The sequence below is a fragment of the Shewanella sp. YQ_9 genome, assembly GCF_043103185.1.
GTDB classification, from domain to species: Bacteria; Pseudomonadota; Gammaproteobacteria; order Enterobacterales; family Shewanellaceae; genus Shewanella; species Shewanella algae.
The window spans coordinates 25,677-47,003 of the sequence record NZ_JBICJO010000057.1 but is presented as its reverse complement, the minus strand read 5'-3'; the positions used below and the strand labels follow the sequence as shown (position 1 = coordinate 47,003).

Here is a 21,327-nt window from a genome sequence, read left to right as displayed (position 1 = left end):
GAGTCCGGGCAATAACTAATCAGACTCTGACTCAGGCCTGGGGTATCACATCCCAATAGACCATGGCCCAGCTGCGATCGCCGGTTCGCAGAGGTTTGCCCTGTTGCTTATGACTCTGGTAATACTCCTGCAACCGCAGTTTTTCGGCGTCATCCAGCGGCCCCAGCGACCAGGCAACGTTGTCTTCAAACTGGGCGTAACTCTCGGCCTGGTTCATGCAACCACTGGACTCGATGAACTCCACCTTGGGCTTAATGCCCATCTGCTGCAAAATATTCACCGCATACAGATAGTTCGGCAGAGTCACTAGCTTACGGCCTATGGCTTGAATAATGGCGGGATCGATAAAGGTTGAGCTGACGGTATGAGTGGTATAAACCCGCTTGCGGGCCTGGCGATTGAGCTTTTCCAGGGCACTCTTGAGGCAGCCCACCAGAGTCGAGCGCGACGCCACTGCGATATCACACACGGGGATGTCGCTCCAATCATCTTCCCAGGCTCTTTGGATAAGAGTGACATTACTCAAGCCTTCCGCATCTGCGCGGCGCTTGGCCACTTCCAACATGCCGCTGCTGTAATCCAGGCCATAGACGGCCTGCATCTTGTCGGCCAGCCCCAGACACACAGAGCCCGGGCCACAACCCATATCCAAAAGAGTGTCGCAATCACTCAAATCCATCAGCTTGAAAAAGCCCTCCAAGTAACTGTCCTTGGGTCTGGCGCAGTTTTCGGCCATCTTCTCGGCCCGTTTGTCCCAATGTTCGGCACTCTTGTGGGTGCGTTCCGCCCTTTGCAGGTGCTCGCGGTACATGGCGGCAAAGTCCAGCTCTTCTATTATCATGAAATCACCTTGCTTAAGATTTAACCCTCAGCCGGCACCTTAAAGGTGCTCGGCAATCGCAGACTCACTGACGCCATAGAGCTGCGCCAGTCCCGATACCTGTAACTGCCCGGCCACTGCGCCTTGTCTCAGGCCATGACCGGGTTCCACCAGCGCCACACTGTCGGCCAACAGCTCGGCATGACGCGGATGGTGAGTCGACATCAATACTGCGATTCCCTGCTGTTTGAGTCGTTTAACCTGAGCCAGCAACTTGATTTGATTGCCGAAATCCAGGCTGGCGGCCGGTTCGTCCATCACCAGCAATCTTGGAGATTGCAGCAAGGCCCTGGCAATCAACACCAGCTGGCGCTCGCCGCCGCTTATCTGATCCATGGCGCAATCGGCCAGGTGAGCTATATCCAGTTGTTTCAAGACCGCCAGCGCCCGTTTCTGCTCATTCGCGCCGGGCACGGCAAACAGTCCCAGCCGCGACTGGCAGCCCATGAGCACCATTTCCAACACCCGAAAGGAAAAACGGCTCAACTGTGCCTGTGGCACATAGGCCATCTGTTGTGCCAGCTCGCGCTGCGACCATTGATGAATTTGCCTGCCGGCTATCTTTATCTCACCGGCAAGCGGCACCAGCAAGCCAAGCAATGTTTTCAATAAGCTGGTCTTGCCGCTGCCATTACAGCCGAGCAAACAGACGATTTCAGCTTCCGGTAAGCAAAGCTCTACATTAGCCAACAAAGGCTTACCGGCATAGCCCACTGTGACACCTTGCATGCTGGCTATCATTGACCCCGGCCTCCACCCCTCAGCAGCAAAAACATAAAGAAGGGCGCGCCTATGCAGGCGGTCAAAATCCCCAGCGGCAGCTCAATCGGCGCCAGAGTGCGGGCCAGGGTGTCGGTCAGCAGCAACATAAAGGCGCCCAGCAGCATGGACATGGGCAACAGCCTTCTGAAATCGGCGCCCACCAGCATACGAGCGATATGCGGCACCACCAGCCCGAGCCAACCTATAATGCCGGCGATGGATACCGCCGCCGCAGTCAGCAGTGTGGCCGCCAGAATAAATATCAGCCGGGTTTTCGCTATGTTGAGCCCTAGGCTGCGGGCCTCATCGTCGGCCAGGCTTAACAGATTCATACGCCAGCGCAGCAGCATTAACGGCACCAATCCCAGTATCATGGGCAGCAGGCTGGACTTGAGATCTTCCAGAGTGATATCCGACAACCCGCCCATCAGCCAGAAAGTAATGGAAGGCAGCTGACTGTAGGGATCGGCCAACAATTTCATCAATGAAATACCGGCGCCGCACAAGGCGCCAATAGCTATGCCCACCAGAACCAAAGACAACACAGGATCGCCCTGACGACTGAGCCGCGCCAGCAGACAAACCAGAGCCACCACCAGCAAACCACCGAGAAAGGCAAACAGCTGGATGTTGTAAACCGATAAGTCCAGATAAATGCCCAATACGGCGCCCAGACCGGCGCCGGCAGAAACGCCCAGAATATCAGGTGATACCAGAGGGTTACGGAACATTCCCTGATAAGCGGCGCCGCTGGCGGCCAGACCGGCTCCTATCATAAGCGCCGCCAAAATTCTGGGCAGCCGCAAATGCCAAAAGACACTGATGCTCTTGCTGTCCAGAGCGGCCACATCGCCACCGATGGCATGCCAAAGCGCCTGCCCCTGCTGCGCCAGACTGAGAGGATACTGGCCACTGGCTGCGGCAAAACAGAGAATGCTGAGACAAATTCCGGTCGCCAGTGGGTATTTGATTCTGTCGTTCATTCGGGGCGCAGCAGATTGGCCGCCTGCTCCTCGCTAAGCTCACTGTGGTAAAAATCGCGGTAGAAATCCTTCACCAATGCTTGCTTGGCCTGCTCATCAGCGCCGGACAACAGCAACCTAAGGTAACTCATGCCCAGCAGCCGGTTTATTCCCGGCGGCGAGTCAATCCAACCAAAGGGCTTGTTCGGCAACCAATAGGCCCGCTTGTTGCGTACAGCCGCCAGCGTGCCCCAGACAGGATCTTGGCGAATATGGCGGATAAAGGCGGGATCCTGGCTGATGATTAGCTCAGGCTCCCAGGCCATCAATTGCTCCAAAGATACTTTGGCCAAACCGCGATAGTCACCGGCCTTGGCGACATTCTTAAGCCCAAGTTGCTCTATGGCTTCGGTGTGAATGGAACCTGTGACCCCGGTTTCAAGACCCGTCGCACCGCGGCCGAAATAAAAAGAGATGGGCTCTTCCTGGCTAAGGCCAAACTCTCTGGCATCACTGAGTATTTCGGCCGTGCGCTTGGCAAGAAAATCTGCCCGTTCGTTAGCTCCCAGTACCTGCCCCAGTTTTCTCAATTGCGCCGGGGTGCCTGTGAGTGAACCATCGAGCAGCAGAAACGGCACGCCGCTGATGCGTTCCACCTTTTGCGCCATAGATAAGTAGTTTTGGCTGAGGTTGCCATAGTCGACGACAAGATCCGCATCCAGAGTCATCAGCTTTTCCAGCGAAAGACTGGCATTGCGGCCCACCAAACGGCCCAGCCAGGGCTTTTGCCACAGGCTTGGAGCAAAGCCATGCTGTTGTAACAAGGCCGGCTTGAGGTGGGCATAACCGAGCAGCTTTTCCGGACTCAAGGCCAACAACAGCAGGTCCGCCGGCCCTCCGGCACTGACCACCCGCTTGATATCTGCAGCAGGCGGCAGCGCCAATTGTCCGTTTGGATTCGGCTCAGTCCCATAGGCCGGCATAGGATTTGCCAGCGCGGGGAAACAAGCCAACAACCCAAGACTCAAGCCGGCCTTGATAACACTCCTTCTATCCAATCTTGTTTTTCCTCGCCGCCAATCGTTATATACAAAATTATATAACGCTGAAAATTACCTTTCTCCACCCACTTTGGCAATGGATGGAGATCACAATTAAAAGATTTGCAACAGCAATTGCTTAAAGGCGATCAGCGACTGGCAGGATAGCGTTACTCCCAAGGCGAAAATTTACACAATAAATTTTTGGCCGCTTGCTCACTCCTGTTCTAAATTTTAAGCAGCCAAAAACTTTTGTGCTGTGTCACATCGAATGGAATTGGATGCTGTTTCTCTCAGCCGTTTGACAGGGAGTCAACCTATGCGCTTTACCACCAAAATCAAGCTCATCAGTCTGCTTATCGTGCTGGTTCCTTTAGTGCTGGCAACGGCATTGGTCAGTTGGCTCGCCAAAAATGAGCTCTATAATCAGGCCGAAGAAAGGCTGCTGGCTGTCAGAGAGATCAAAGAGCGCCAGCTCGATGCCATGTTTGCCAACTTCGGCAACAATCTGGATGCAATCGCGGCCGTGATCCAAAACAGTGAATCACTCAACAGTCTCAGCCAGTCCCGCCCCATGCTGGAAGCCCTCAACAAAGAGTTGGGCTTCTACGATATTTTCATCATCGAAGACTCAGGCTTGGTGAAAGACACTGTGACCCATGAAGCCGACTGGGGCAGTAACCTGCGAACCGGGCCTTATGCAGATTCAGGTCTCGGCCGCCTGTTCAGAAGCGCTATCAACAGCAACGGCGCAACTGTGATGGCCGATTTCAGCCCTTATGCCCCCTCGGGCAATGAAGCGGCAGCCTTTATCGGCAAGAGCATTCAATATCAGGGCCGCCCCTTGGTGGTTGCCGCCCAGCTCTCCATCGACAGGATCAATGGGGTGATGCAAATTCGCGAGGGTATGGGCCAAAGCGGTGAAACTTATCTGGTGGGTGCCGACAAGCGCATGCGCTCCGACTCTTTTCTCGACCCGGTCAATCGCACAGTCAAAGCCTCTTTTGCCGGTACAGTCAGGCAAAATGGCATAGATACCCAAGCTGTGGAACAGGCGCTCAAGGGTCAAAGCGGTGTCACGCAGCTCAAGGATTACAAAGGCAATCCAGTGGTTTCATCCTATGCTCCCATAGATGCCTTCGGGGTTCGTTGGGCGCTCTTAGCTGAAATCGATCAGGCCGAAGTCGCAGCACCGGCGCTGCATATGGTTTATGTCGGTGCCATGGTGTGCCTCGGCGCCATAGTGCTGGCACTGCTGGCAGCCAAGCTGGTCAGCAACTTTGTACTGCGCCCCTTGGGAGGCGAGCCTGCCGACATGTGTCAACTCACCTCAGTGATAGCATCCGGCGATCTCACCAGCACGCTGCAAGTAGCACAGAGCGACAGCCATCTAATGAGCTGGTTGGCCAGAATGCAGAGCAAGCTCAGGGAGATCATCGCCCAGCTCATAGGTATGGGACAGGAGCTGGAATCGGCAGCAGAGCAAAATTCAGCCGCCATCACCCAGGCCGATTGCAGCATTCAACTTCAGGCCAAGGAAACAGACATGCTGGCAACTGCGGTGGAAGAGATGAGCTATGCCGCCGCCGAAGTGGGCCAAAATACTGCCCACGCGGCCGATGAAGTGAACGCCTGTCAGGTCGCCAGTGAAACCTTGAGGCAAAACCTGGATCATACCCGCGCCAGTTTGGAAGTCACCCTCAACAACTTTGCCGAGATCCACAAAGAGGTTAACTCGTTGGAACAGGACAGCCAGAAAATCGGCACTGTGCTTGAAGTGATAGACAGCATTGCCGAGCAGACCAATCTGCTGGCGCTCAATGCTGCCATTGAGGCGGCCCGAGCCGGCGAACACGGTCGAGGTTTTGCTGTGGTTGCCGATGAGGTACGTCAGTTGGCGGTCAAGGTGCAGGAAGCCACCCAGGATATAGGCAATGTACTGCAAGGGATCCAGCGCCAATCCGGTTCTTTGGTCAGCCACAGTCAAACCTGCAGCGATGAAGCCGCCTCTACCGCCGAGAAAGCCGAAGGCATGCGTGAAGCGGTCGATGATATCAGTAACCGGCTGCAGACACTCAAGTCCTTGATGAGCCAAACGGCTACGGCAGCCGAGGAACAAACGACGGTATCGGCAACCCTGGCCAAAGGGATTTCCGGCCTCAGTGCCGCGGCCGAGGAAAACAGCACCGCCATCAGCCAAGTGGCCATAAGCACCCGCAGCTTGCTGGGACTGGCGAATCAGCTTGGTGTCACCACAGCTCAGTTCAAGGTCTGAGGCAATTCAATCCGCAGTATCGAGCAGCAACCCAGGTTTCTGCTTGATACTGTGAAATAGCCGCTATCTCTCTAGCTAAGGAAAATGCGAAGAGAGTGCGAAATAAGCCCCTTCTCTAAACCTGCCAATCTATTTCGGCTTGCTGCCACTGTTTCAGTTGCTGATTGATGGCCGAGAAATGGCCGCAGCCAAAGAAGCCACGATAGGCTGACAGAGGCGAAGGATGCGGGCCGCTTAAGATCTTGTGCTGCGGCGCCTTGATAAGCTTGCCTTTCTTAATGGCATGGCTGCCCCAGAGGACAAAAATAATCGGTTCTTCACGCTGATCCAGCAGTTGCAGCGCCCTGTCGGTGAAGGTTTCCCAACCCGCCTTGGCATGGGAGTGCGCCTTGCCCTGCTCCACCGTCAGCACAGTGTTGAGCATCAAGACTCCTTGCTTGGCCCAGCTCAGCAGATTGCCATGATCCGGGATTGAGAATCCTGGGATGTCGGTCGCCAGTTCCTTATACATATTGACCAGCGAAGGTGGCGTCTTCACCCCGGGTTTAACCGAGAAACACAGGCCATGAGCCTGACCTGGGCCATGGTAAGGGTCCTGACCTATAAGTACCACTCTCACCTTGTCCAGTGGTGTCAGCTCAAAGGCGCTGAATACCTCGTCCTCAGGAGGAAAGATAGCCTTGCCGGCGGCGCGCTCCGCGGCAACAAACTCACTGAGTTGCTGGAAGTAAGGGGCCTGTTGTTCAGCGGCGATAAATGCCTGCCAGTCAGTGGGGAGCGCCATGGTGATAATCCTCTGTGTAAAAGAGGCCATAGCTTAAGAGTGCCGACTGCGGGATACAAGCGCCGAGTGTTGGCTCTGTGGCCTGGATTCAAAGGAACCTGAGACGATTTTACAAGCCAACCTATTGAGGAGTAAGCCAAGATACCCCTCGGACACAGAATTGAGTGACAGCAACTGCAGCCACTGTTGAAGCGACTTTTTGCCCAAATGCCAGGATCTTGGCAAGCAAGCACGGGGATTCAGATCCCAATCGCCAATATTTTTCCTTGGCACAGCGCCTTTTTAGGTTAGAATCGGCCCTCAATCTTTGGCTTAGCAAGAGCGAATATAGTATGTCAGACGACAACAACCAAACCACCATATTCCAGTTAGCAGATCAGTTTATCGCCCTCGCCAATGAGCTGACCCAGCAAGAAGGCGACGTAGGTAAAGTCGGCACCGCCCTGAGATTTGCCGCCGCCCGCTTCAATGCTTTTGAAGCCGCTATCAAGTCTGCCGATCTGGGCGCCGAAAAAGCCAATGCTCTTGAGTGGTTTACCGCCGAATATCGCGACATGCTGGATGACAACCTGGAAGATCACATTGCCAACCCTCCAGTGGTCAACAGCGAAGATGCTGCCGAACCGGCAGGCAACGCCGTGCAGCAATTCAAGATCTGAGTTTCCTGACAACTGCGGGGGCCTGTGTCCCCGCACTATTACACCATTTCAGCTTTCCCCTTCTCGGTCCCGTCAGCGCATCATCATCTCTGCCCTTTCCTTTCTCCCGCGACACTTTCAAAATTTATTTGAATATCTGTTGATTACAGGCGTAAATAACAGCTGGGGTAACAACAGGGAACAACTACCGGGAAGCGCATATGATACGAGCATTGCAGGACTTGAAAATATTCAGCGAAACCGCCAGACAGGGCAGCCTGTCGCGGGTGGCGCAACTGCTTGATCTGACTCCGGCCGCCACCAGCGCCGCCATCAAGCGCCTCGAAGCCCAACTCAACACTGTACTCTTTGTTCGCTCTACCCGCAGCCTGCGTCTGACACAGGAAGGTGAAATCTTTCTGCAGCACTGCAATGAAGCCCTGAATATTCTCGACGATGGTTTTCAGGCGATTCAACAAGGTCAGAGCCTGCTCAAGGGCAAGTTGCAGTTGTCATTGCCATCGGATCTCGGTCGCAACCGTTTGTTGCCGATATTGGATGAATTTATGGAACGCCACCCTCAGGTGAGTATCAGGGTGCAGATAAGCGATCGCCTGACGGATATCTACCGCCAACCCGTCGACATAGTGATCCGCTACGGGCTGCCGGCCGACTCGGCGCTTATCGCCCTGCCGCTTTGCCGTCAAAATGACAGGGTGTTGTGCGCCTCTCCCGACTATATTGCCAGGTTCGGTGCGCCGGGCAGCCCGGAGGAACTGGCAAAGCACAACTGCCTGTGCTTTATGCTGGCCGATGCGACTCACAGCAGGTGGCATTTTCAATCACAGTCGGGCCAAATCACAGTGCAGGTCAAAGGCGATAGAGTCGCCGATGATGGCGAGTTGGTGCGGCGCTGGGCCGTGGCAGGCAAAGGCATAGCCTACAAGTCGCGGCTCGATATCAGCGAAGAGCTGAGAAACGGTCAACTGCTGCAACTCTGCCCCGAGTGGCGCGGCGAAGAAGCGCCACTCAATATGCTCTGCGCCGACAGACGTCAGCTCAGTCCTTTGGTTATTGCCCTTAGGGAACATCTCGAGCAGGCATTGCAATCACAGCAGTGAATAGATCACCCGCCCGGCCAACAGGATAAGCACCAGGCCACTGAGGCGGTCAATCAACTGTGCCTTTTCTCTCAACTTGGGCAACACTTTGGGTTGAGACAAGAGGAAGGCTATCAGAGTGTACCAGAGTCCATCCACCAGCATGGGGGTCAAGACTATGATGCCTCGTCCCAGTAGACTGTCTGCGGCGGCGACAAACTGGCTGAACAAGGCCAGGAAAAACAGCAAAATTTTGGGGTTAAACAACGAAATAGCAATACCGTCCCGGGCAGCTGTCAACATGCTCGTCGGCTTGCCGGCACTGAGTTTTTGCTGCATTCCACCCTTGGATTGCAGCGCCTGAACGCCTAGCCAGGCGAGATAGAGCGCCCCCAATATGGCGATGCCGTTAAACAGCAAAGGGGTGTGTTTCAGCACCACAGCCAACCCCAGCAGAGTGATAAAGGCGTAAACACCTATCCCCAAAGAATGCGCCCAGGCGCAGGTAATGCCCCGACTGCGCCCGCCTCCCAAGGTGTGACGCACCACCATGGCCAGGCTAGGCCCAGGAGACATGGCCCCCAGACACGAGATAGCCACCAATCCCAACCAATCACTCCAATTCATTGTTCCCCCTCAATGAAACACACCATTTTGCCCTGTCTTGTGCGAACAATTAGCCACGAATAACAGACGCCATCCACAACAGGTTGGTCAATATACTCTATGATGCCAGCGCTTTCGAGCCGCCAATTTTCAATTAGTTTTAAGGCTTGCTGACTATACTGAGCGCCCATATAGCTCCCTAACCCCATTGAGGCCCGGATGATACTTACTCTCAGCATACTGGCTCTACTCAGCCTGATAGCGGTGATTGTGCTGCTGTTAATCAAAAAGCGTCGCGGCGCCAAGATCCCCATGGCGGTGATCCTGGTACTGGGGGGAATGGCTTTTTGTGTCGCTGCCGTGGTCAGTTTTGTGTATCGCGGTGAAGATTACGAGGCTTACCGGGAACTGCGCTGGCGGCCCCTAGACAGTCAATCAATCCCGGCCTTGGTGGCCGAAGGCAAGACTGTCTTTGTCGATGTAACGGCCGATTGGTGCCTTGTGTGTCAGGCCAACAAGGCCAATGTGCTCCATAGGGAGCAGATAGTCAGGGCGCTGGCCGAGCCCAATATAGTGCTGATGCGCGGCGACCTCAGCACGCCCAATCCGGCTGTGGAAAGTTACCTGAGATCCCAAGGCGTTGTGGGAACCCCCTACAACCGCGTCCATGGCCCGGCTGTCCCCGAGGGGATCATGATGCCCAGTGTCCTGACGGTCAACGATCTGCTCAAGGTACTGGCTCATGTTCAAGCCAGCCAGTAAGGCACGATATATCGTGCATCTGTACTGACAAGCCCTGTAAGCGGCTCTATACTGGCGCAGTCATCAGTGCCGAAGGAGCCGCCCTTGTCTGACTCAAACAGCTTTTTGCCCGAAAACCGCCTCTTGCTCAATGCCGTCAGTGAAGGCATTTATGGTTTTGATCTTAAAGGTAATGCCGTCTTTATCAACCCGGCCGCCGAGAAGATGACCGGCTGGAGCGCCGCCGAGCTATTGGGGCGCAAGATCCACGACTTTCACCACCACAGCCACGCCGATGGCAGTGTCTACCCCCACGAAGATTGCCCAATCTATCAGACGCTTAAAGATGGTAAAGCCAGAGAAATCACCACAGAGGTCTTCTGGCGCAAGGACGGCAGCTGCTTTCCCGTACACTATAGTTCCACGCCTGTGTGGCAGGACGGTAAGCTCAAGGGTGTAGTAGCGATATTTCGCGACATTAGTCTGCAAAAGCAAACCGAGTTGTCGCTGCGTCAGGCGCTGGAACAGGTGCAGGCGCTGTCGGAACAGCTGGCCTCGGAAAACTCCTGGCTGCAGGCCGAGCTGGAAGACAAGACGGGCAGCCAGCAGATCGCCGGTAACAGCCCGATGATCCAAACCCTGCTCAAACAGCTGCGCCTGGTGGCCAATACCGACAGTACCGTATTGATCCAAGGGGAAAACGGCACAGGCAAGGAGCTGGTCGCCCGCCAGTTGCACCGGCTCAGCAGCCGCAAAGACAAACCTATGATCTCGGTCAACTGCGCCGCCTTCTCTGCCGGACTCTTGGAGAGTGAGCTGTTCGGCCATGAGAAAGGTGCCTTTACCGGCGCCAGCCAGCGGCGCAAGGGACGCTTCGAACTGGCCCATAGAGGCACACTGTTCCTCGATGAAGTGGCCGAGCTCAGTCTCGAGGCCCAGTCCAAGCTGCTGCGGGTTATTCAGGAGCAGGAGTTTGAACGCGTCGGCGGCAGTGACAGTATCAAGGTGGACATTCGGCTGATCGCCGCCACTCATCACGATCTGCAGCAGCGGGTGGAGCAAGGTCTGTTCCGGATGGATCTCTTCTACCGGCTCAATGTCTTTCCGCTCAAGGTCCCGGCACTGAGACAGCGGCGGGAAGATATCCCTGAGCTGGTGCAACAACTGCTCAAGAGCCTGTCATTAAAACTGGGTAAACCACTGGCGGGTGTTGATGGCGATAGTCTGCGGCGGATGATGCAGTATCAATGGCCGGGGAATGTGCGTGAATTGCAAAACCTGCTGGAACGGGAAGCCATCCTTGCCCGTGAGCCGATACTGCATCTCGCTCCCTTGCCCAGCGATACGCCGCTGCCGGCCGTGGGTCAGACCCTGGCCGAAGTGGAAGCGGCCCATATCAAGGCGACACTGGACGCCTGCCAATGGCGAATATCCGGCCCAAGGGGTGCGGCGAGCAGTCTTGGGCTGCCCCCCAGCACCTTGAGGTCCCGGATGCAAAAGCTGGGGATCCGCCGCCAAGGCAGTTGAAGCCGAGGCTGAAAACCAAAAACCACAAAAGTCACGATATATCGCCAACTCACGCTATGTCGTGATCTTTTCTTTATCCCAATGAAATAATATTAGATATGAATCAATAAGTTAAACATAAATTTTAACTGGCACGCCTCTTGCCATTGCCTAGCCGTGTGTCAGTCGTCATTCAGGAAGTAGCATGGTTCAACAGGCAAGACAGTCATCGGAAGCGATTCCGGTCACTTTTATCCCCTCCCCTCAAGACAAGAAAAGCAGCCACAAAGGCGGCAAAATCCACTTTCGTAGCCAACGCGGTTATTTTCAGCGTTGGCGCAGCGGCCTCAACGCCTTGTTGATAGCCCTGTTTCTGTTACTGCCCTTTATCGACTGGCAGGGACGACAGGCCATCTGGTTCGATCTGGCCAATCAACAGTTTTACTTTTTTGGCAGCAGCCTCTGGCCCCAGGATTTTACCCTGTTGGCCTGGTTCTTTATCGCCGCCGCCTTTGCACTGTTTTTTGTGACCCTGTTTTGGGGCCGGGTCTGGTGTGGTTATCTCTGCCCGCAAACCGCCTGGACGTTGGGCTTTGCCTGGGTAGAAGAGAAGCTGGAAGGCAGCCGTAACCAGAGGATCAAGCTGGATGCCTCGCCCATGACGGTCAGTAAGGCCGGCAAGCGCGGCGGCAAACATCTGCTGTGGATTTTAATGTCTATGATCACCGGCTGTGGCTTTATCGCCTACTTTGTACCGGCCAAGCAGCTGTATCCGGAGATTTTTACCTTCTCCGCCGGCTTTTGGGATAGCGCCTGGGTGTACTTTTTTGCCCTGTGTACCTATCTCAATGCCGGTTGGATGCGTGAGCAGATGTGCCTGCACTGCTGCCCCTACGCCAGATTCCAATCAGCTATGTTCGATTCCTTCACCAAGACAGTGACCTATGATGCCCAGCGAGGTGAAAGCCGTGGCCCAAGAAAGCGCAAGCAAGCCACAGAGCTTGGCGACTGTGTCGACTGTAATCTCTGCGTCGAGGTGTGTCCCACCGGGATAGATATTCGTAACGGCCTGCAATATGAGTGCATCAACTGTGGCGCCTGCGTCGATGCCTGCGATCAGACCATGAGCAAGTTTGGTTATCGCCCCGGGCTCATCTCCTATACCAGTGAAGAGTCACTGACCGGGCAAACTCCGCCACTATGGCAGCGCAAACGCTTTATTGGCTATGGCGCCGCCTTGCTGGTCATACTCTGCACCATGGGGCTGGATATCTACTCGCGGGATCCCATCACGCTCAATGTGATCCGCGACCGCCAGAGCCTATACCGGGAAACCCTGGATGACGGCATAGAAAACAGCTATCTGCTGAAAATACGCAATAAGACCCAGCAGGATAAGCACTACCAGATAGAGATCAGCGGCGCCCTGCCCTATAAGTTGTCGACCAATAGCGTTCACATCGCCGCCGGCGAGCAGTATGAATTGCCGCTGACCCTGACTGTGCCTGTGGCGCAAATCGACAACAACCGCAGCAATCTGCTGTTTAAAGTGACCGAGGCCGATGCACCAGATAATAGCGTCAGCCAGAAGTCGGTATTTTTTGCCCCTTGAGTTGCCTCAGGGCGGCGAAGTGTTTCACCCTGCTTCGCCGCCCGCTTTTTTATCCTTTACTCTGCTGGGCAATCAGCCCCTGCAGTATGCTTTTCACCTTGCTCTGCTGGTAATCTCCCAGCAGAGAACCATCTTCGGTAAAGGCTTCGTGAGCCTTGGCAAGCGCCAACTGCTCGGGCAATACCAACGCCCCCAGGTTGAACATCAGCTCGCGGACCGGGGTCAAGCCTCTGAGCCCTCCGAGTGCTCCCGGGCTTGCCGCCATCAGGGCCACCCATTTACCGGCAAATACATTGCCCGCGGGCTGAGTTGCCGGGCGGGACAGCCAGTCGATGGCATTTTTCAAGGCCGCAGTTATGGAGCCATTGTACTCGGGGCACACCAGCACCAGACAATCGCTCTGCAACAGCTTTCCCTTGAGTGCCACGGCAGCTTCGGGGGCGCCAAATTCTGCCTCATCATCCTGATTGAGCAGGGGCATGGGAAACGCATTCAGTGTCAGCACCTCAGACTCCAGCCCCAGCTCGGCGGCCACGGCGGCGGCATAATGGGCCAGACGGGTGTTGAACGAGCCTTTTCTCAGGCTACCGGAAATAATCTTTATCCGCAGTTGCTGCATGTTTTTATCCTTAATTACAGTCGATTAACCTATTTATTGAACAGGATTTTTCATTCGCCACCATTGCCTTGGCTGCGCTTTGCCTCTAACCTGAATCCAGATCGTTGCAAAACTTTTTGGCGCAGCATTCAGCACAGCGCAGAAAGTCTCGGGGGAGACAGGGGCCAGAGTTAATATCAGGGCTAATTAAGCGTTCAAAACCAAATAACAATAACAAATCCCAAAGGAAAAGGTGATGACAAGAGTGATACAGAATCAGGTATACGATAGCCAGACTCAGTTGGATTTTTCCCGCTATGACTCTCTTGCAGATATGATAGTCAGTAGTTGTGAGCGTTACGGCGACAAGAGCGCCTTTGCCTGCCTCGGCAAGGCCATCAGCTTCCGGGAACTGGAGAGGGACTCACGCGCCTTTGCCGCTTTCCTGCAACACAACACCCAGTTGCAAGTCGGCGATCGCATCGCCATCCAGCTACCCAATATCAGCCAGTTCGTTATTGCCGCCTATGGCGCGATTCGCGCAGGCCTGGTGCTGGTGAATACCAACCCCCTGTATACCGAGCGGGAATTGATCCATCAGTTCAAGGATTCCGGCGCCAAGGCGCTGGTAGTGCTGTCGGATCTCTTGCCCATTCTGGCCAAAGTCGTTGCCAGCACCCCGATTGAAACCGTGATTTCCACCCACCCGCTGGATCTTATCGAGCCGCAAATTCAGCCCAGAACCGGCCTGAAAAATATCGAATTCACCAAGGTCCTTGAGCTGGGACGTCAGCTGGAATTCAGCGAAGTAGAGCTGACTCTGGACGATTTGGTGGCGCTGCAATACACGGGCGGTACCACAGGCCTTTCCAAGGGGGCCATGCTCAGCCACAGAAACCTGATTGCCAACGCCCTGCAATGTGAATCCCGTATCGGCGCCAACCTGGTACAGGGGGAAGAGATCTTCGTCGCCCCGCTGCCCATCTACCATATTTACGCCTTTTTGGTGAATCTGGTGCTTTACTTCGAGCGCGGCGCTCTGACGGTACTTATTCCCAACCCGAGGGACATAGCCTCGCTGATCAAGACCTTGGCCAAATATCCCTTTACCGGATTTGCCGGGCTTAACACCCTTTTTGTCGGTCTGTGCCACCAGCAAGCCTTCCGTGAACTGGACTTTTCCCATCTGAAGATCACTATTTCCGGCGGTACCGCCCTCACCGAAGCGGCAGCCAAACTCTGGCAACAAACCACAGGCTGCACCATATCTGAAGGCTATGGCCTGAGTGAAACCTCGCCGGTTATCTCCCTCAACGCGCCAGGACTGGAACGTCTGGGCAGCATAGGCAAACCGGTTATCGAGACTCAAGTGCAGATCCTCGATGGCAATGACCAGCCCCTGCCACCGGGTCAAGCCGGTGAACTGGCGGTGCGCGGCCCTCAGGTGATGAGTGGTTACTGGCAAAAGCCCGATGAGACTGCGGCTGTGATGACAGAGGATGGCTTCTTCAAGACAGGAGATATCGCCATTGAGAGTGAAGATGGCTATCACAGCATAGTGGATCGCAAGAAAGATCTAATTATCGTTTCCGGCTTCAATGTTTACCCCAACGAAGTCGAAAACGTGCTGGCCCGCTGTGAGTTGGTACTTGAATGCGCGGTTATCGGTGTTGAAGATGAGCGCAGCGGTGAAGCCGTCAAGGCGGTAATAGTGCTCAAACCTGAGGTCGATGCCGCCAAGGCTCAAGCAGCCATAGAGGCACACTGCCGAGCGGAGCTCGCGGCCTACAAGGTGCCCAAGGTGATAGAGTTTGTCGCCCAACTTCCCAAGAGCACGGTCGGCAAGATACTCAGGCGTGAACTGCGCAAATAAGTCTGATAAAAATGCCGCTTAACTGCGGCATTTTTATTGTCAAAGCTTTTTACTTTCAGCGCCCTACTGACGAAAGAAGTCAAGCAGATGACTGAGTGCACAGATGGCGTGCACTATCAAAAAGCCAATAAAACCGTGGGCCAGATGTTTGTGCCAGCCTCGCCAGAACAGCGCATCACTGGAGCATTGGGTCAAATACCAGAGCAGGCCGGTCAGGGCCACACCGAGCAGCAGCAACATCCCCAGCCCTTCTATCAGGCTGAACAGCCCCTTGCCTCCGGCGACCGGTAACTTGCCTTTAAACAAGCCACCGATATCGGCGCCTATCTGACGCCAATCACCGATAAACAGGCTGAAATACTGGCGCCAGCGGCCCGAGGTGCAGTTGCTCACAAGAAATGTCAGCGACAAAGGTACGCACAGGAGCCCGAGATAAACATGGCTCAGATCCCAGAAGCCGGCGCCGGCCCTGATGCTGCGGATCATCATCAGACTGCCACTGCCCAGCACCAGAAACAGGCACAAGAGGATTAACAACAAGTGTTGATGGGCACTATAAAAGCGCCAAAGACGTTGCAACAGAGCCATTTCAGCCTCGCTTTAACCCGCCCTGGAGATCAGAGTTTGCGCCGCCAATTGCTCGGCAAATTCCTGCACCTTGCCCCAATCTGTGTATTCGATGCAGGTATTGGGATCGGTCGGCCCCTTGGTGATCCACATGATGAAACGTATGATATTTCTGTCCATGGCCCCGTAGCCCTGGTAGTCCAGATTACCGCCGAACACAGCCAGTTGCTTGGGCTTCCATTCAGTCTTGGCAAGAAACGCCTGCATGTAAGGGTTGGTTTCAGGGGTATTTTTTTCCGGCTTGCGCGCCACCAGACTCACGGAAAAGAAACCATTGGCCTTGCTTTCCAACTGCTGCTGATGTTGGCGGATATAGTCGAACACCGCGGGATTGTGTTTGCCGTGACGAATACTGGCTCCAATGGCAACCCGATCAAAATCGGCCAGATCCGGCGCATCATCAATCGCCGCCATGGTCACTTGCTGCCCCAGAGCGCCAAGTTGCTTTGCCATAACGTCACAGATCTTGCGGGTCTGACCATGCACGCTGGAATACAGCAGAAGAGTCTTGCTCACCTTAACCCCTAGTAGTTCAATCTCTTAGTACTGGTGTCATCTTAGGTGATCCATTAGCTTATTTACATGAAACAGATCACGGCCAAAGGGCGAAACGCTGTCCAAGCCGCGGAAATACCGGGTAGTTCACAAAAAATAACCGCTGTGGGACCCTTTGAGTAACCGCCCCTCAAGAAGCCTCTATGGCAGTGGAACTCTGGCGCTACAGTGGCTTTACAGGCGGACAATATTTTTCAACAAAGTTTTCTGGTTATCGCCAGGTTCAGGCATTAGCATAAGCTGATGCTCCCCAGCCATATTCGAAACAAGATGCAGCAACCAACCCGCAATCCCCAGGCCTTGCTACTGTGGATGACCTTTGTCATGTCCTTGGTATTTGCCGTCTGGCAGGCCCTGCTGAACAACTTTGTTATTGAAAGAGCACAATTTACCGGCGCCGAAATAGGCATGCTGCAAAGCCTCAGGGAGGTTCCCGGGTTTCTGGCTTTTAGCGCCATTTTTGTGCTGCTGTTGATCAAGGAACAGGCCTTCGCCCTGTTGTCGCTGGCGCTGCTGTGTATCGGAGTAGGCATAACCGGTTTCTTTCCTCAGGTATTGGGGCTCTATCTGACGACCATTTTAATGTCGGTCGGTTTTCACTACTTTGAAACCATCAATCAATCCCTGACCCTGCAGTGGGTCGACAAGTCCCAGACAGCCGGTTTTATGGGAAAGGCCATGTCATGGCGCGCAGCGGCCGCCTTGGGCGGCTACGGCAGCATCTGGTTGGTGATGACAGTATTCAAACTGGACTATGTCTGGATGTACAGCCTCATAGGCGCCTTGGGGCTGTTGATGGTGATCACTCTCTACTGCTATTTCCCCAGGTTCGATACCGGCGAAGTCCAGCACAAGAAAATCATCCTCAGAAAACGCTACTGGCTCTATTACCTGCTGACCTTTTTCTCGGGAGCCAGACGGCAAATATTTATGGTGTTCGCCGGCTTTATGATGGTGGAGAAGTTCGGTTACAGCGTCAGCGAGATCACGGCTCTGTTTCTGATCAACTATGTAGTCAACCTGCTGTTTGCCCCGGCCATAGGCCGCTTTATCGGCTGCATAGGAGAAAGGCACGCCCTGACCCTGGAATATATCGGCCTGGTGCTGCTGTTTATCAGTTATGCCCTGGTGGAGGACGGCCACATGGCAGCGGCGCTCTATGTGATAGATCACCTGCTGTTTGCCATGGCGATTGCCATCAAGACCTATTTCCAAAAAATTGCCGATCCCAAAGACATTGCCGCCACCATGTCGGTCAGCTTTACCATCAATCATATCGCGGCCGTGGTGATCCCGGTATTGCTCGGAGTGCTCTGGCTCAGTTCACCTGCGGCAGTGTTTTATATCGGTGCCGGACTCGCCGCCTGTTCGCTGTTGCTGGCACGCCTGGTGCCCAAGGACCCGGCCCCCGGACGCGAACTCAGTTGGCACAAGGCCCTCGTTGCAGAAACCCAGCAGCAGGAAGCCGGCTGAATTACTGGACAACTAACTGAAAATTATGCATAAAGAAGCACAGTTTTCGCGAGAAGATAATCAAGATGGCAGAGGAAAAACTCCCCAGAGAAATAGAAGAACCCGGTCAGGCATCGGCCCGCAAGAAGGCACTGCGCCTCGGGCGCCTGCTGGGACTCGCCTCTGAGCAGGACTATAAACCCGCCAATGCCAGCGTCGCCGAACGGGCGGCCTTTCGCATCGACAAACAACAAGCCCAGTACCAACGCAACCTGGAAAACATCTACGCCATGGCACTAAGCTATACCCCGTCCGATGTGACCGGGGTGGAGCTGGATCCCGACTGGGTACATCAATTCTTCCAAATGGCCGAGCAGATCCACAATCGCAAGATGCAAGATCTATGGGCTCGGATACTCTCAAGTGAAATCATCAATCCAGGCAATTTCAGCCTGCGTACCCTGGCAACCCTGAAACAGTTGACCTTGAGAGAGGCACACATACTGGAAAAAGCGCTGGGAATGGCGGTCAAGGTCAACAATGAGAGCCGACTCAAGCTTATCAGTGGTTACAGAGTCAGCGGCGGCATAGGCCAGTATTTTCGTAAACACAGCGCGGTCAACCTGGGGTTGTCGCAATTCGGCATGCCCTACTCAAGCATACTCACCCTGGTGGATGGCGGCATACTGCACAGGGGCGAGTTCGAAACCGGCATATTGGACAGCAAGAGCCCGCTGCAACTGCAGATCCAACAGCAACACCTGAAGCTGACCCCCAAATCAGGCCACCTGCTGTTCAGCTACTACCGCTTTACCCCAGTGGGCGATGAACTGGCACTCTTGGTGCGTCCAAGGGAAGACGAAGCCTATATCAATGCGCTGAAGGCCTTGTTTACCAAAGACTTCAGCATTAGCTAGGCATCTGCTAAGCCTCAGGCGCTGGCCTGTAATCGCGTCGACGGGATCACTTCCAAGGCAGAGAGGTAATCCAGCAATGCCTGCACCTGGGTATTGAGATCGCCCTTGCTGGTATCTATGGTCAACTCGGCAGCCAGCGGCTCTTCGTAGGGCGCCGAAATCCCGGTAAAATCACGGATCTCCCCCTTACGCGCCTTCTGATACAAGCCCTTGGGATCGCGGGCCTCACACACAGCCAGCGGCGTGGAAACATGCACTTCGATAAAACGTCCCGCGGCAAACCGGCAGCGAATGGCATCGCGCTCGGCCCGGGTCGGCGAGATAAAGGCCGACAGTACCAGCAAACCGGCATCCACCATCAGGTGCGCCACTTCGCCCACTCTTCGCAGGTTTTCATCCCTATCGGCGGCGCTGAAGCCGAGATCTTTGCAAAGACCATGACGCACATTGTCACCATCGAGCAGATAGGTGTGAAACCCCGCCTCGAACAGTGCCCGCTCCAGGGCGCCTGCCAGGGTCGACTTGCCGGCGCCGGACAGCCCGGTGAACCAGAGCAGCACAGGTTGTTGGCCCTTCTGGGCTGCCCTGGCCGCCTGATCGACAGCATGCTGATGCCAAACGATATCGGCATTGGGCTGGGTAGAATTCTTCATCGTCACTCCTTAAAGACCCGCATCAAAGGGGAACAGCATGGGCACCAGAAACAGAACTATCGCCGAGTAAAGCAGCGACAGCGGCAGCCCCAAGCGCACAAAATCAATAAAGCGGTAGTTACCGGCGTTGAACACCATCAGATTGGTTTGGTAGCCATAGGGCGAAATAAAGCTGGCACTGGCACCAAACACCACTGCCAGAATAAAGGGCCGACTGTCGACCCCGAAGCTGGTCGCAATCGTATAGGCCACGGGAAAAGCCAAGGCCGCCGCCGCGTTATTGGTTATGAGTTCGGTCAACAGCAAGGTCAACAAATAAACCCCGACAAAGGCGCCAAAGACCCCAAAGCCGGAAAAGGCGCCGAGCAGAGTATCGGCCATCCCTTTGGCCAAGCCGGTATCCAACATCAGATTGGCCAGACTCAGGGCGCTGCCGACAATCAACACCAGCTCCAGCGGGAACCGCCGTTTGAGCTCGCCCAGGGTCACCGCACCTATCGCCAGATAACTGAGCAGCAAGAGCACCAGCCCCTTGGCCAGCGGCAGCCAGCCCAGCAGACTGGCAGCTATGGTGAGTACAAAACCCACCAGCACCCACTGACTGCGGCGACTGTCCAGCCTGACACTCAAGTCCAGGCCGCTGACGGCGGCAAAGTCGGTACTGAGACGCGGATTACGGCCAAAGCCATCGCCCGGGGTCAACAGCAACACATCTCCGGCCTGCAGCACTATGTCGCCCAAGCCGCCCTTGAGTGGATGATGGCCGCGGCGAATCGCCATTACGGCGGCATCAAACTGCTCCCGAAATCGTGAGGCCTTGAGCGACGATCCCACCAAAGCCGAAGACGGCGCCAGCACGGCTTCCACCAGATTCTGGCCCCTGGCCTGCTGCTTGCCGAACCACTCCAAACCATCGAATTGATGCAGCAACTCCACCGACTCCACCGCGCCGCTGAAGCGCAGCACATCCCCCGCGGCCAGCACGAGTTGCGGCGGCACAGGGCAGATGCGAATGCCGCTGCGCTCGAGCTCAGCCAGATAGAGCTTTTTCAGGGCTCTGAGTCTGTTGTCCTGCACGCTGCGGCCCACCAGGGTCGAGCCGGGCAGCACTTTGGCTTCCAACAGATAGGGCAGACTTTCATCACCATGTTGCTCATCGCCATCGGGCAACAAGTGTGACAGCAAGACCAAAAGCGCGATACCGGCCACCACCACGGCCAGGCCAATCAAGGAAAACTCAAAAAAGCCCAGGGGTTTCAGCCCGGCGTTTTCAACAAAGGAGTTCACTATCAGGTTGGTCGAGGTGCCAATCAGGGTCAGGGTGCCGCCCAAAATCGCCGCGTAGGATAAGGGCAGCAATAACTTGGCCGGTGCGTGCTGCTGATTGCGACGCACCACGCCAATCAGCGAGGCCACCACGGCGGTATTGTTGGTGAAAGATGACAGCAACGCAGTGGAAAACCCCAGCTTGGCCATGGTCAGCCCCAAGGAGCCTGAGCCTATGACCTGGCTGAGCCTGCCGAGCAAGGGCGTCTTCTCCAGTGCCGTGGTTGCCAGCACCAGGAGCACCAGAGTCACCAGACTGGCGTTGGTAAAACTGCCCAGCAGCGACTCAAGCTCCAGCATACCCAAGAGGTAACTGAGCAGCGCCGCTATGGTAAACAGCATGGCCGGTGATGCCAGACCACTGACGAGTCCGGCCACCAGCGCGAGCAGTATTAACCCCAGGATCCAGGTTTCAGACAA

At 55.2% G+C, this 21,327-nt stretch carries 20 protein-coding genes; 9 read left to right on the top strand and 11 right to left on the bottom strand.

Annotation, left to right across the window (positions count from 1 at the left end; translation table 11 throughout):
- Nucleotides 1-31 precede the first annotated feature (31 nt).
- From ACF8D4_RS15220 to ACF8D4_RS15205, 4 genes are read right to left on the bottom strand one after another with little or no spacing between them, the layout of a single operon-like run.
- Complete coding sequence (locus ACF8D4_RS15220; RefSeq protein WP_028780215.1) at nt 32-841, bottom strand: class I SAM-dependent methyltransferase; 810 nt, start codon at nt 839-841, stop codon at nt 32-34.
- Between the two features lie 39 nt (nt 842-880).
- A complete protein-coding gene (locus tag ACF8D4_RS15215; protein WP_037436757.1) occupies nt 881-1,621 on the bottom strand; it encodes an ABC transporter ATP-binding protein in 741 nt (246 codons plus the stop codon).
- A complete protein-coding gene (locus tag ACF8D4_RS15210) occupies nt 1,618-2,625 on the bottom strand; it encodes an iron ABC transporter permease (RefSeq protein ID WP_144379924.1) in 1,008 nt (335 codons plus the stop codon). The genes ACF8D4_RS15215 and ACF8D4_RS15210 overlap by 4 nt, the downstream gene beginning before the upstream one ends.
- Nucleotides 2,622-3,662: an ABC transporter substrate-binding protein gene (locus ACF8D4_RS15205; protein WP_392465793.1), complete on the bottom strand. Its 1,041-nt coding sequence runs from the start codon at nt 3,660-3,662 to the stop codon at nt 2,622-2,624. The genes ACF8D4_RS15210 and ACF8D4_RS15205 overlap by 4 nt, the downstream gene beginning before the upstream one ends.
- A 301-nt stretch (nt 3,663-3,963) precedes the next feature.
- On the opposite strand from ACF8D4_RS15205, the gene ACF8D4_RS15200 reads away from it, so the two are divergent.
- The gene (locus ACF8D4_RS15200) at nt 3,964-5,919 is read left to right on the top strand and encodes a methyl-accepting chemotaxis protein (protein WP_144132710.1); all 1,956 of its coding nucleotides are present in this window, start codon (nt 3,964-3,966) and stop codon (nt 5,917-5,919) included.
- Between the two features lie 115 nt (nt 5,920-6,034).
- Here the strand turns inward: ACF8D4_RS15200 and ung are convergent, their stop codons facing one another.
- Nucleotides 6,035-6,703 carry a uracil-DNA glycosylase gene (gene ung, locus ACF8D4_RS15195; RefSeq protein ID WP_025009991.1) on the bottom strand — a complete coding sequence of 223 codons (669 nt, stop codon included), beginning with the start codon at nt 6,701-6,703 and terminating at the stop codon, nt 6,035-6,037.
- A gap of 332 nt (nt 6,704-7,035) precedes the next feature.
- Between ung and ACF8D4_RS15190 the strand changes: the two genes are divergently transcribed.
- Nucleotides 7,036-7,362 carry a DUF3144 domain-containing protein gene (locus ACF8D4_RS15190; RefSeq protein ID WP_028780219.1) on the top strand — a complete coding sequence of 109 codons (327 nt, stop codon included), beginning with the start codon at nt 7,036-7,038 and terminating at the stop codon, nt 7,360-7,362.
- Between the two features lie 200 nt (nt 7,363-7,562).
- The gene (locus ACF8D4_RS15185; protein WP_028780220.1) at nt 7,563-8,462 is read left to right on the top strand and encodes a LysR family transcriptional regulator; all 900 of its coding nucleotides are present in this window, start codon (nt 7,563-7,565) and stop codon (nt 8,460-8,462) included.
- Here the strand turns inward: ACF8D4_RS15185 and ACF8D4_RS15180 are convergent.
- Nucleotides 8,451-9,068, bottom strand: a complete 618-nt coding sequence (locus ACF8D4_RS15180; protein ID WP_054744580.1) for a LysE family translocator — start codon at nt 9,066-9,068, stop codon at nt 8,451-8,453. The genes ACF8D4_RS15185 and ACF8D4_RS15180 overlap by 12 nt on opposite strands.
- A gap of 198 nt (nt 9,069-9,266) precedes the next feature.
- Between ACF8D4_RS15180 and ACF8D4_RS15175 the strand changes: the two genes are divergently transcribed.
- From ACF8D4_RS15175 to ccoG, 3 genes are all read left to right on the top strand, one after another.
- Entirely contained in the window at nt 9,267-9,809 is a 543-nt protein-coding gene (locus tag ACF8D4_RS15175) for a thioredoxin family protein (RefSeq protein WP_037436755.1), read from the top strand.
- Nucleotides 9,810-9,860: 51 nt separating this feature from the next.
- Nucleotides 9,861-11,315, top strand: a complete 1,455-nt coding sequence (locus ACF8D4_RS15170) for a sigma-54-dependent Fis family transcriptional regulator (protein WP_051472743.1) — start codon at nt 9,861-9,863, stop codon at nt 11,313-11,315.
- A 184-nt stretch (nt 11,316-11,499) separates the two neighbouring features.
- Nucleotides 11,500-12,906 carry a cytochrome c oxidase accessory protein CcoG gene (gene ccoG, locus ACF8D4_RS15165; protein WP_392465788.1) on the top strand — a complete coding sequence of 469 codons (1,407 nt, stop codon included), beginning with the start codon at nt 11,500-11,502 and terminating at the stop codon, nt 12,904-12,906.
- A 49-nt stretch (nt 12,907-12,955) separates the two neighbouring features.
- On the opposite strand, the gene ACF8D4_RS15160 is transcribed toward ccoG, so the two are convergent.
- The gene (locus ACF8D4_RS15160) at nt 12,956-13,525 is read right to left on the bottom strand and encodes an NADPH-dependent FMN reductase (RefSeq protein ID WP_044733786.1); all 570 of its coding nucleotides are present in this window, start codon (nt 13,523-13,525) and stop codon (nt 12,956-12,958) included.
- Between the two features lie 235 nt (nt 13,526-13,760).
- Between ACF8D4_RS15160 and ACF8D4_RS15155 the strand changes: the two genes are divergently transcribed.
- Nucleotides 13,761-15,377: an AMP-binding protein gene (locus ACF8D4_RS15155; protein WP_107006101.1), complete on the top strand. Its 1,617-nt coding sequence runs from the start codon at nt 13,761-13,763 to the stop codon at nt 15,375-15,377.
- A gap of 63 nt (nt 15,378-15,440) precedes the next feature.
- On the opposite strand, the gene ACF8D4_RS15150 is transcribed toward ACF8D4_RS15155, so the two are convergent.
- Nucleotides 15,441-15,965, bottom strand: a complete 525-nt coding sequence (locus ACF8D4_RS15150) for a cytochrome b/b6 domain-containing protein (RefSeq protein ID WP_392465785.1) — start codon at nt 15,963-15,965, stop codon at nt 15,441-15,443.
- A 12-nt stretch (nt 15,966-15,977) separates the two neighbouring features.
- Complete coding sequence (gene hemG / locus ACF8D4_RS15145; protein WP_025009982.1) at nt 15,978-16,520, bottom strand: menaquinone-dependent protoporphyrinogen IX dehydrogenase; 543 nt, start codon at nt 16,518-16,520, stop codon at nt 15,978-15,980.
- 282 nt (nt 16,521-16,802) lie between these two features.
- On the opposite strand from hemG, the gene ACF8D4_RS15140 reads away from it, so the two are divergent.
- Nucleotides 16,803-18,032: an MFS transporter gene (locus ACF8D4_RS15140; RefSeq protein ID WP_392465784.1), complete on the top strand. Its 1,230-nt coding sequence runs from the start codon at nt 16,803-16,805 to the stop codon at nt 18,030-18,032.
- A gap of 65 nt (nt 18,033-18,097) precedes the next feature.
- Nucleotides 18,098-18,928: a TIGR03899 family protein gene (locus tag ACF8D4_RS15135; protein ID WP_025886905.1), complete on the top strand. Its 831-nt coding sequence runs from the start codon at nt 18,098-18,100 to the stop codon at nt 18,926-18,928.
- 14 nt (nt 18,929-18,942) lie between these two features.
- Here ACF8D4_RS15135 and cysC read toward each other — a convergent pair whose 3' ends face one another.
- Both cysC and ACF8D4_RS15125 read right to left on the bottom strand, forming a co-directional pair.
- Nucleotides 18,943-19,581 (bottom strand): adenylyl-sulfate kinase, encoded by a 639-nt coding sequence (gene cysC, locus ACF8D4_RS15130; RefSeq protein WP_025009979.1) that lies wholly within the window; start codon nt 19,579-19,581, stop codon nt 18,943-18,945.
- A gap of 9 nt (nt 19,582-19,590) precedes the next feature.
- Nucleotides 19,591-21,327 carry an SLC13 family permease gene (locus tag ACF8D4_RS15125; RefSeq protein WP_392465780.1) on the bottom strand — a complete coding sequence of 579 codons (1,737 nt, stop codon included), beginning with the start codon at nt 21,325-21,327 and terminating at the stop codon, nt 19,591-19,593.

Excerpts from the sequence above, each read along its gene's own strand:
- ACF8D4_RS15220 (WP_028780215.1), bottom strand. The coding sequence starts at position 841 with ATGATAATAGAAGAGCTGGACTTTGCCGCCATGTACCGCGAGCACCTG.
- ACF8D4_RS15215 (WP_037436757.1), bottom strand. The coding sequence starts at position 1,621 with ATGATAGCCAGCATGCAAGGTGTCACAGTGGGCTATGCCGGTAAGCCT.
- ACF8D4_RS15210 (WP_144379924.1), bottom strand. The coding sequence starts at position 2,625 with ATGAACGACAGAATCAAATACCCACTGGCGACCGGAATTTGTCTCAGC.
- ACF8D4_RS15200 (WP_144132710.1), top strand. The coding sequence starts at position 3,964 with ATGCGCTTTACCACCAAAATCAAGCTCATCAGTCTGCTTATCGTGCTG.
- ung (WP_025009991.1), bottom strand. The coding sequence starts at position 6,703 with ATGGCGCTCCCCACTGACTGGCAGGCATTTATCGCCGCTGAACAACAG.
- ACF8D4_RS15190 (WP_028780219.1), top strand. The coding sequence starts at position 7,036 with ATGTCAGACGACAACAACCAAACCACCATATTCCAGTTAGCAGATCAG.
- ACF8D4_RS15185 (WP_028780220.1), top strand. The coding sequence starts at position 7,563 with ATGATACGAGCATTGCAGGACTTGAAAATATTCAGCGAAACCGCCAGA.
- ACF8D4_RS15180 (WP_054744580.1), bottom strand. The coding sequence starts at position 9,068 with ATGAATTGGAGTGATTGGTTGGGATTGGTGGCTATCTCGTGTCTGGGG.
- ACF8D4_RS15175 (WP_037436755.1), top strand. The coding sequence starts at position 9,267 with ATGATACTTACTCTCAGCATACTGGCTCTACTCAGCCTGATAGCGGTG.
- ccoG (WP_392465788.1), top strand. The coding sequence starts at position 11,500 with ATGGTTCAACAGGCAAGACAGTCATCGGAAGCGATTCCGGTCACTTTT.
- ACF8D4_RS15160 (WP_044733786.1), bottom strand. The coding sequence starts at position 13,525 with ATGCAGCAACTGCGGATAAAGATTATTTCCGGTAGCCTGAGAAAAGGC.
- ACF8D4_RS15155 (WP_107006101.1), top strand. The coding sequence starts at position 13,761 with ATGACAAGAGTGATACAGAATCAGGTATACGATAGCCAGACTCAGTTG.
- ACF8D4_RS15150 (WP_392465785.1), bottom strand. The coding sequence starts at position 15,965 with ATGGCTCTGTTGCAACGTCTTTGGCGCTTTTATAGTGCCCATCAACAC.
- ACF8D4_RS15140 (WP_392465784.1), top strand. The coding sequence starts at position 16,803 with ATGCTCCCCAGCCATATTCGAAACAAGATGCAGCAACCAACCCGCAAT.
- ACF8D4_RS15135 (WP_025886905.1), top strand. The coding sequence starts at position 18,098 with ATGGCAGAGGAAAAACTCCCCAGAGAAATAGAAGAACCCGGTCAGGCA.
- cysC (WP_025009979.1), bottom strand. The coding sequence starts at position 19,581 with ATGAAGAATTCTACCCAGCCCAATGCCGATATCGTTTGGCATCAGCAT.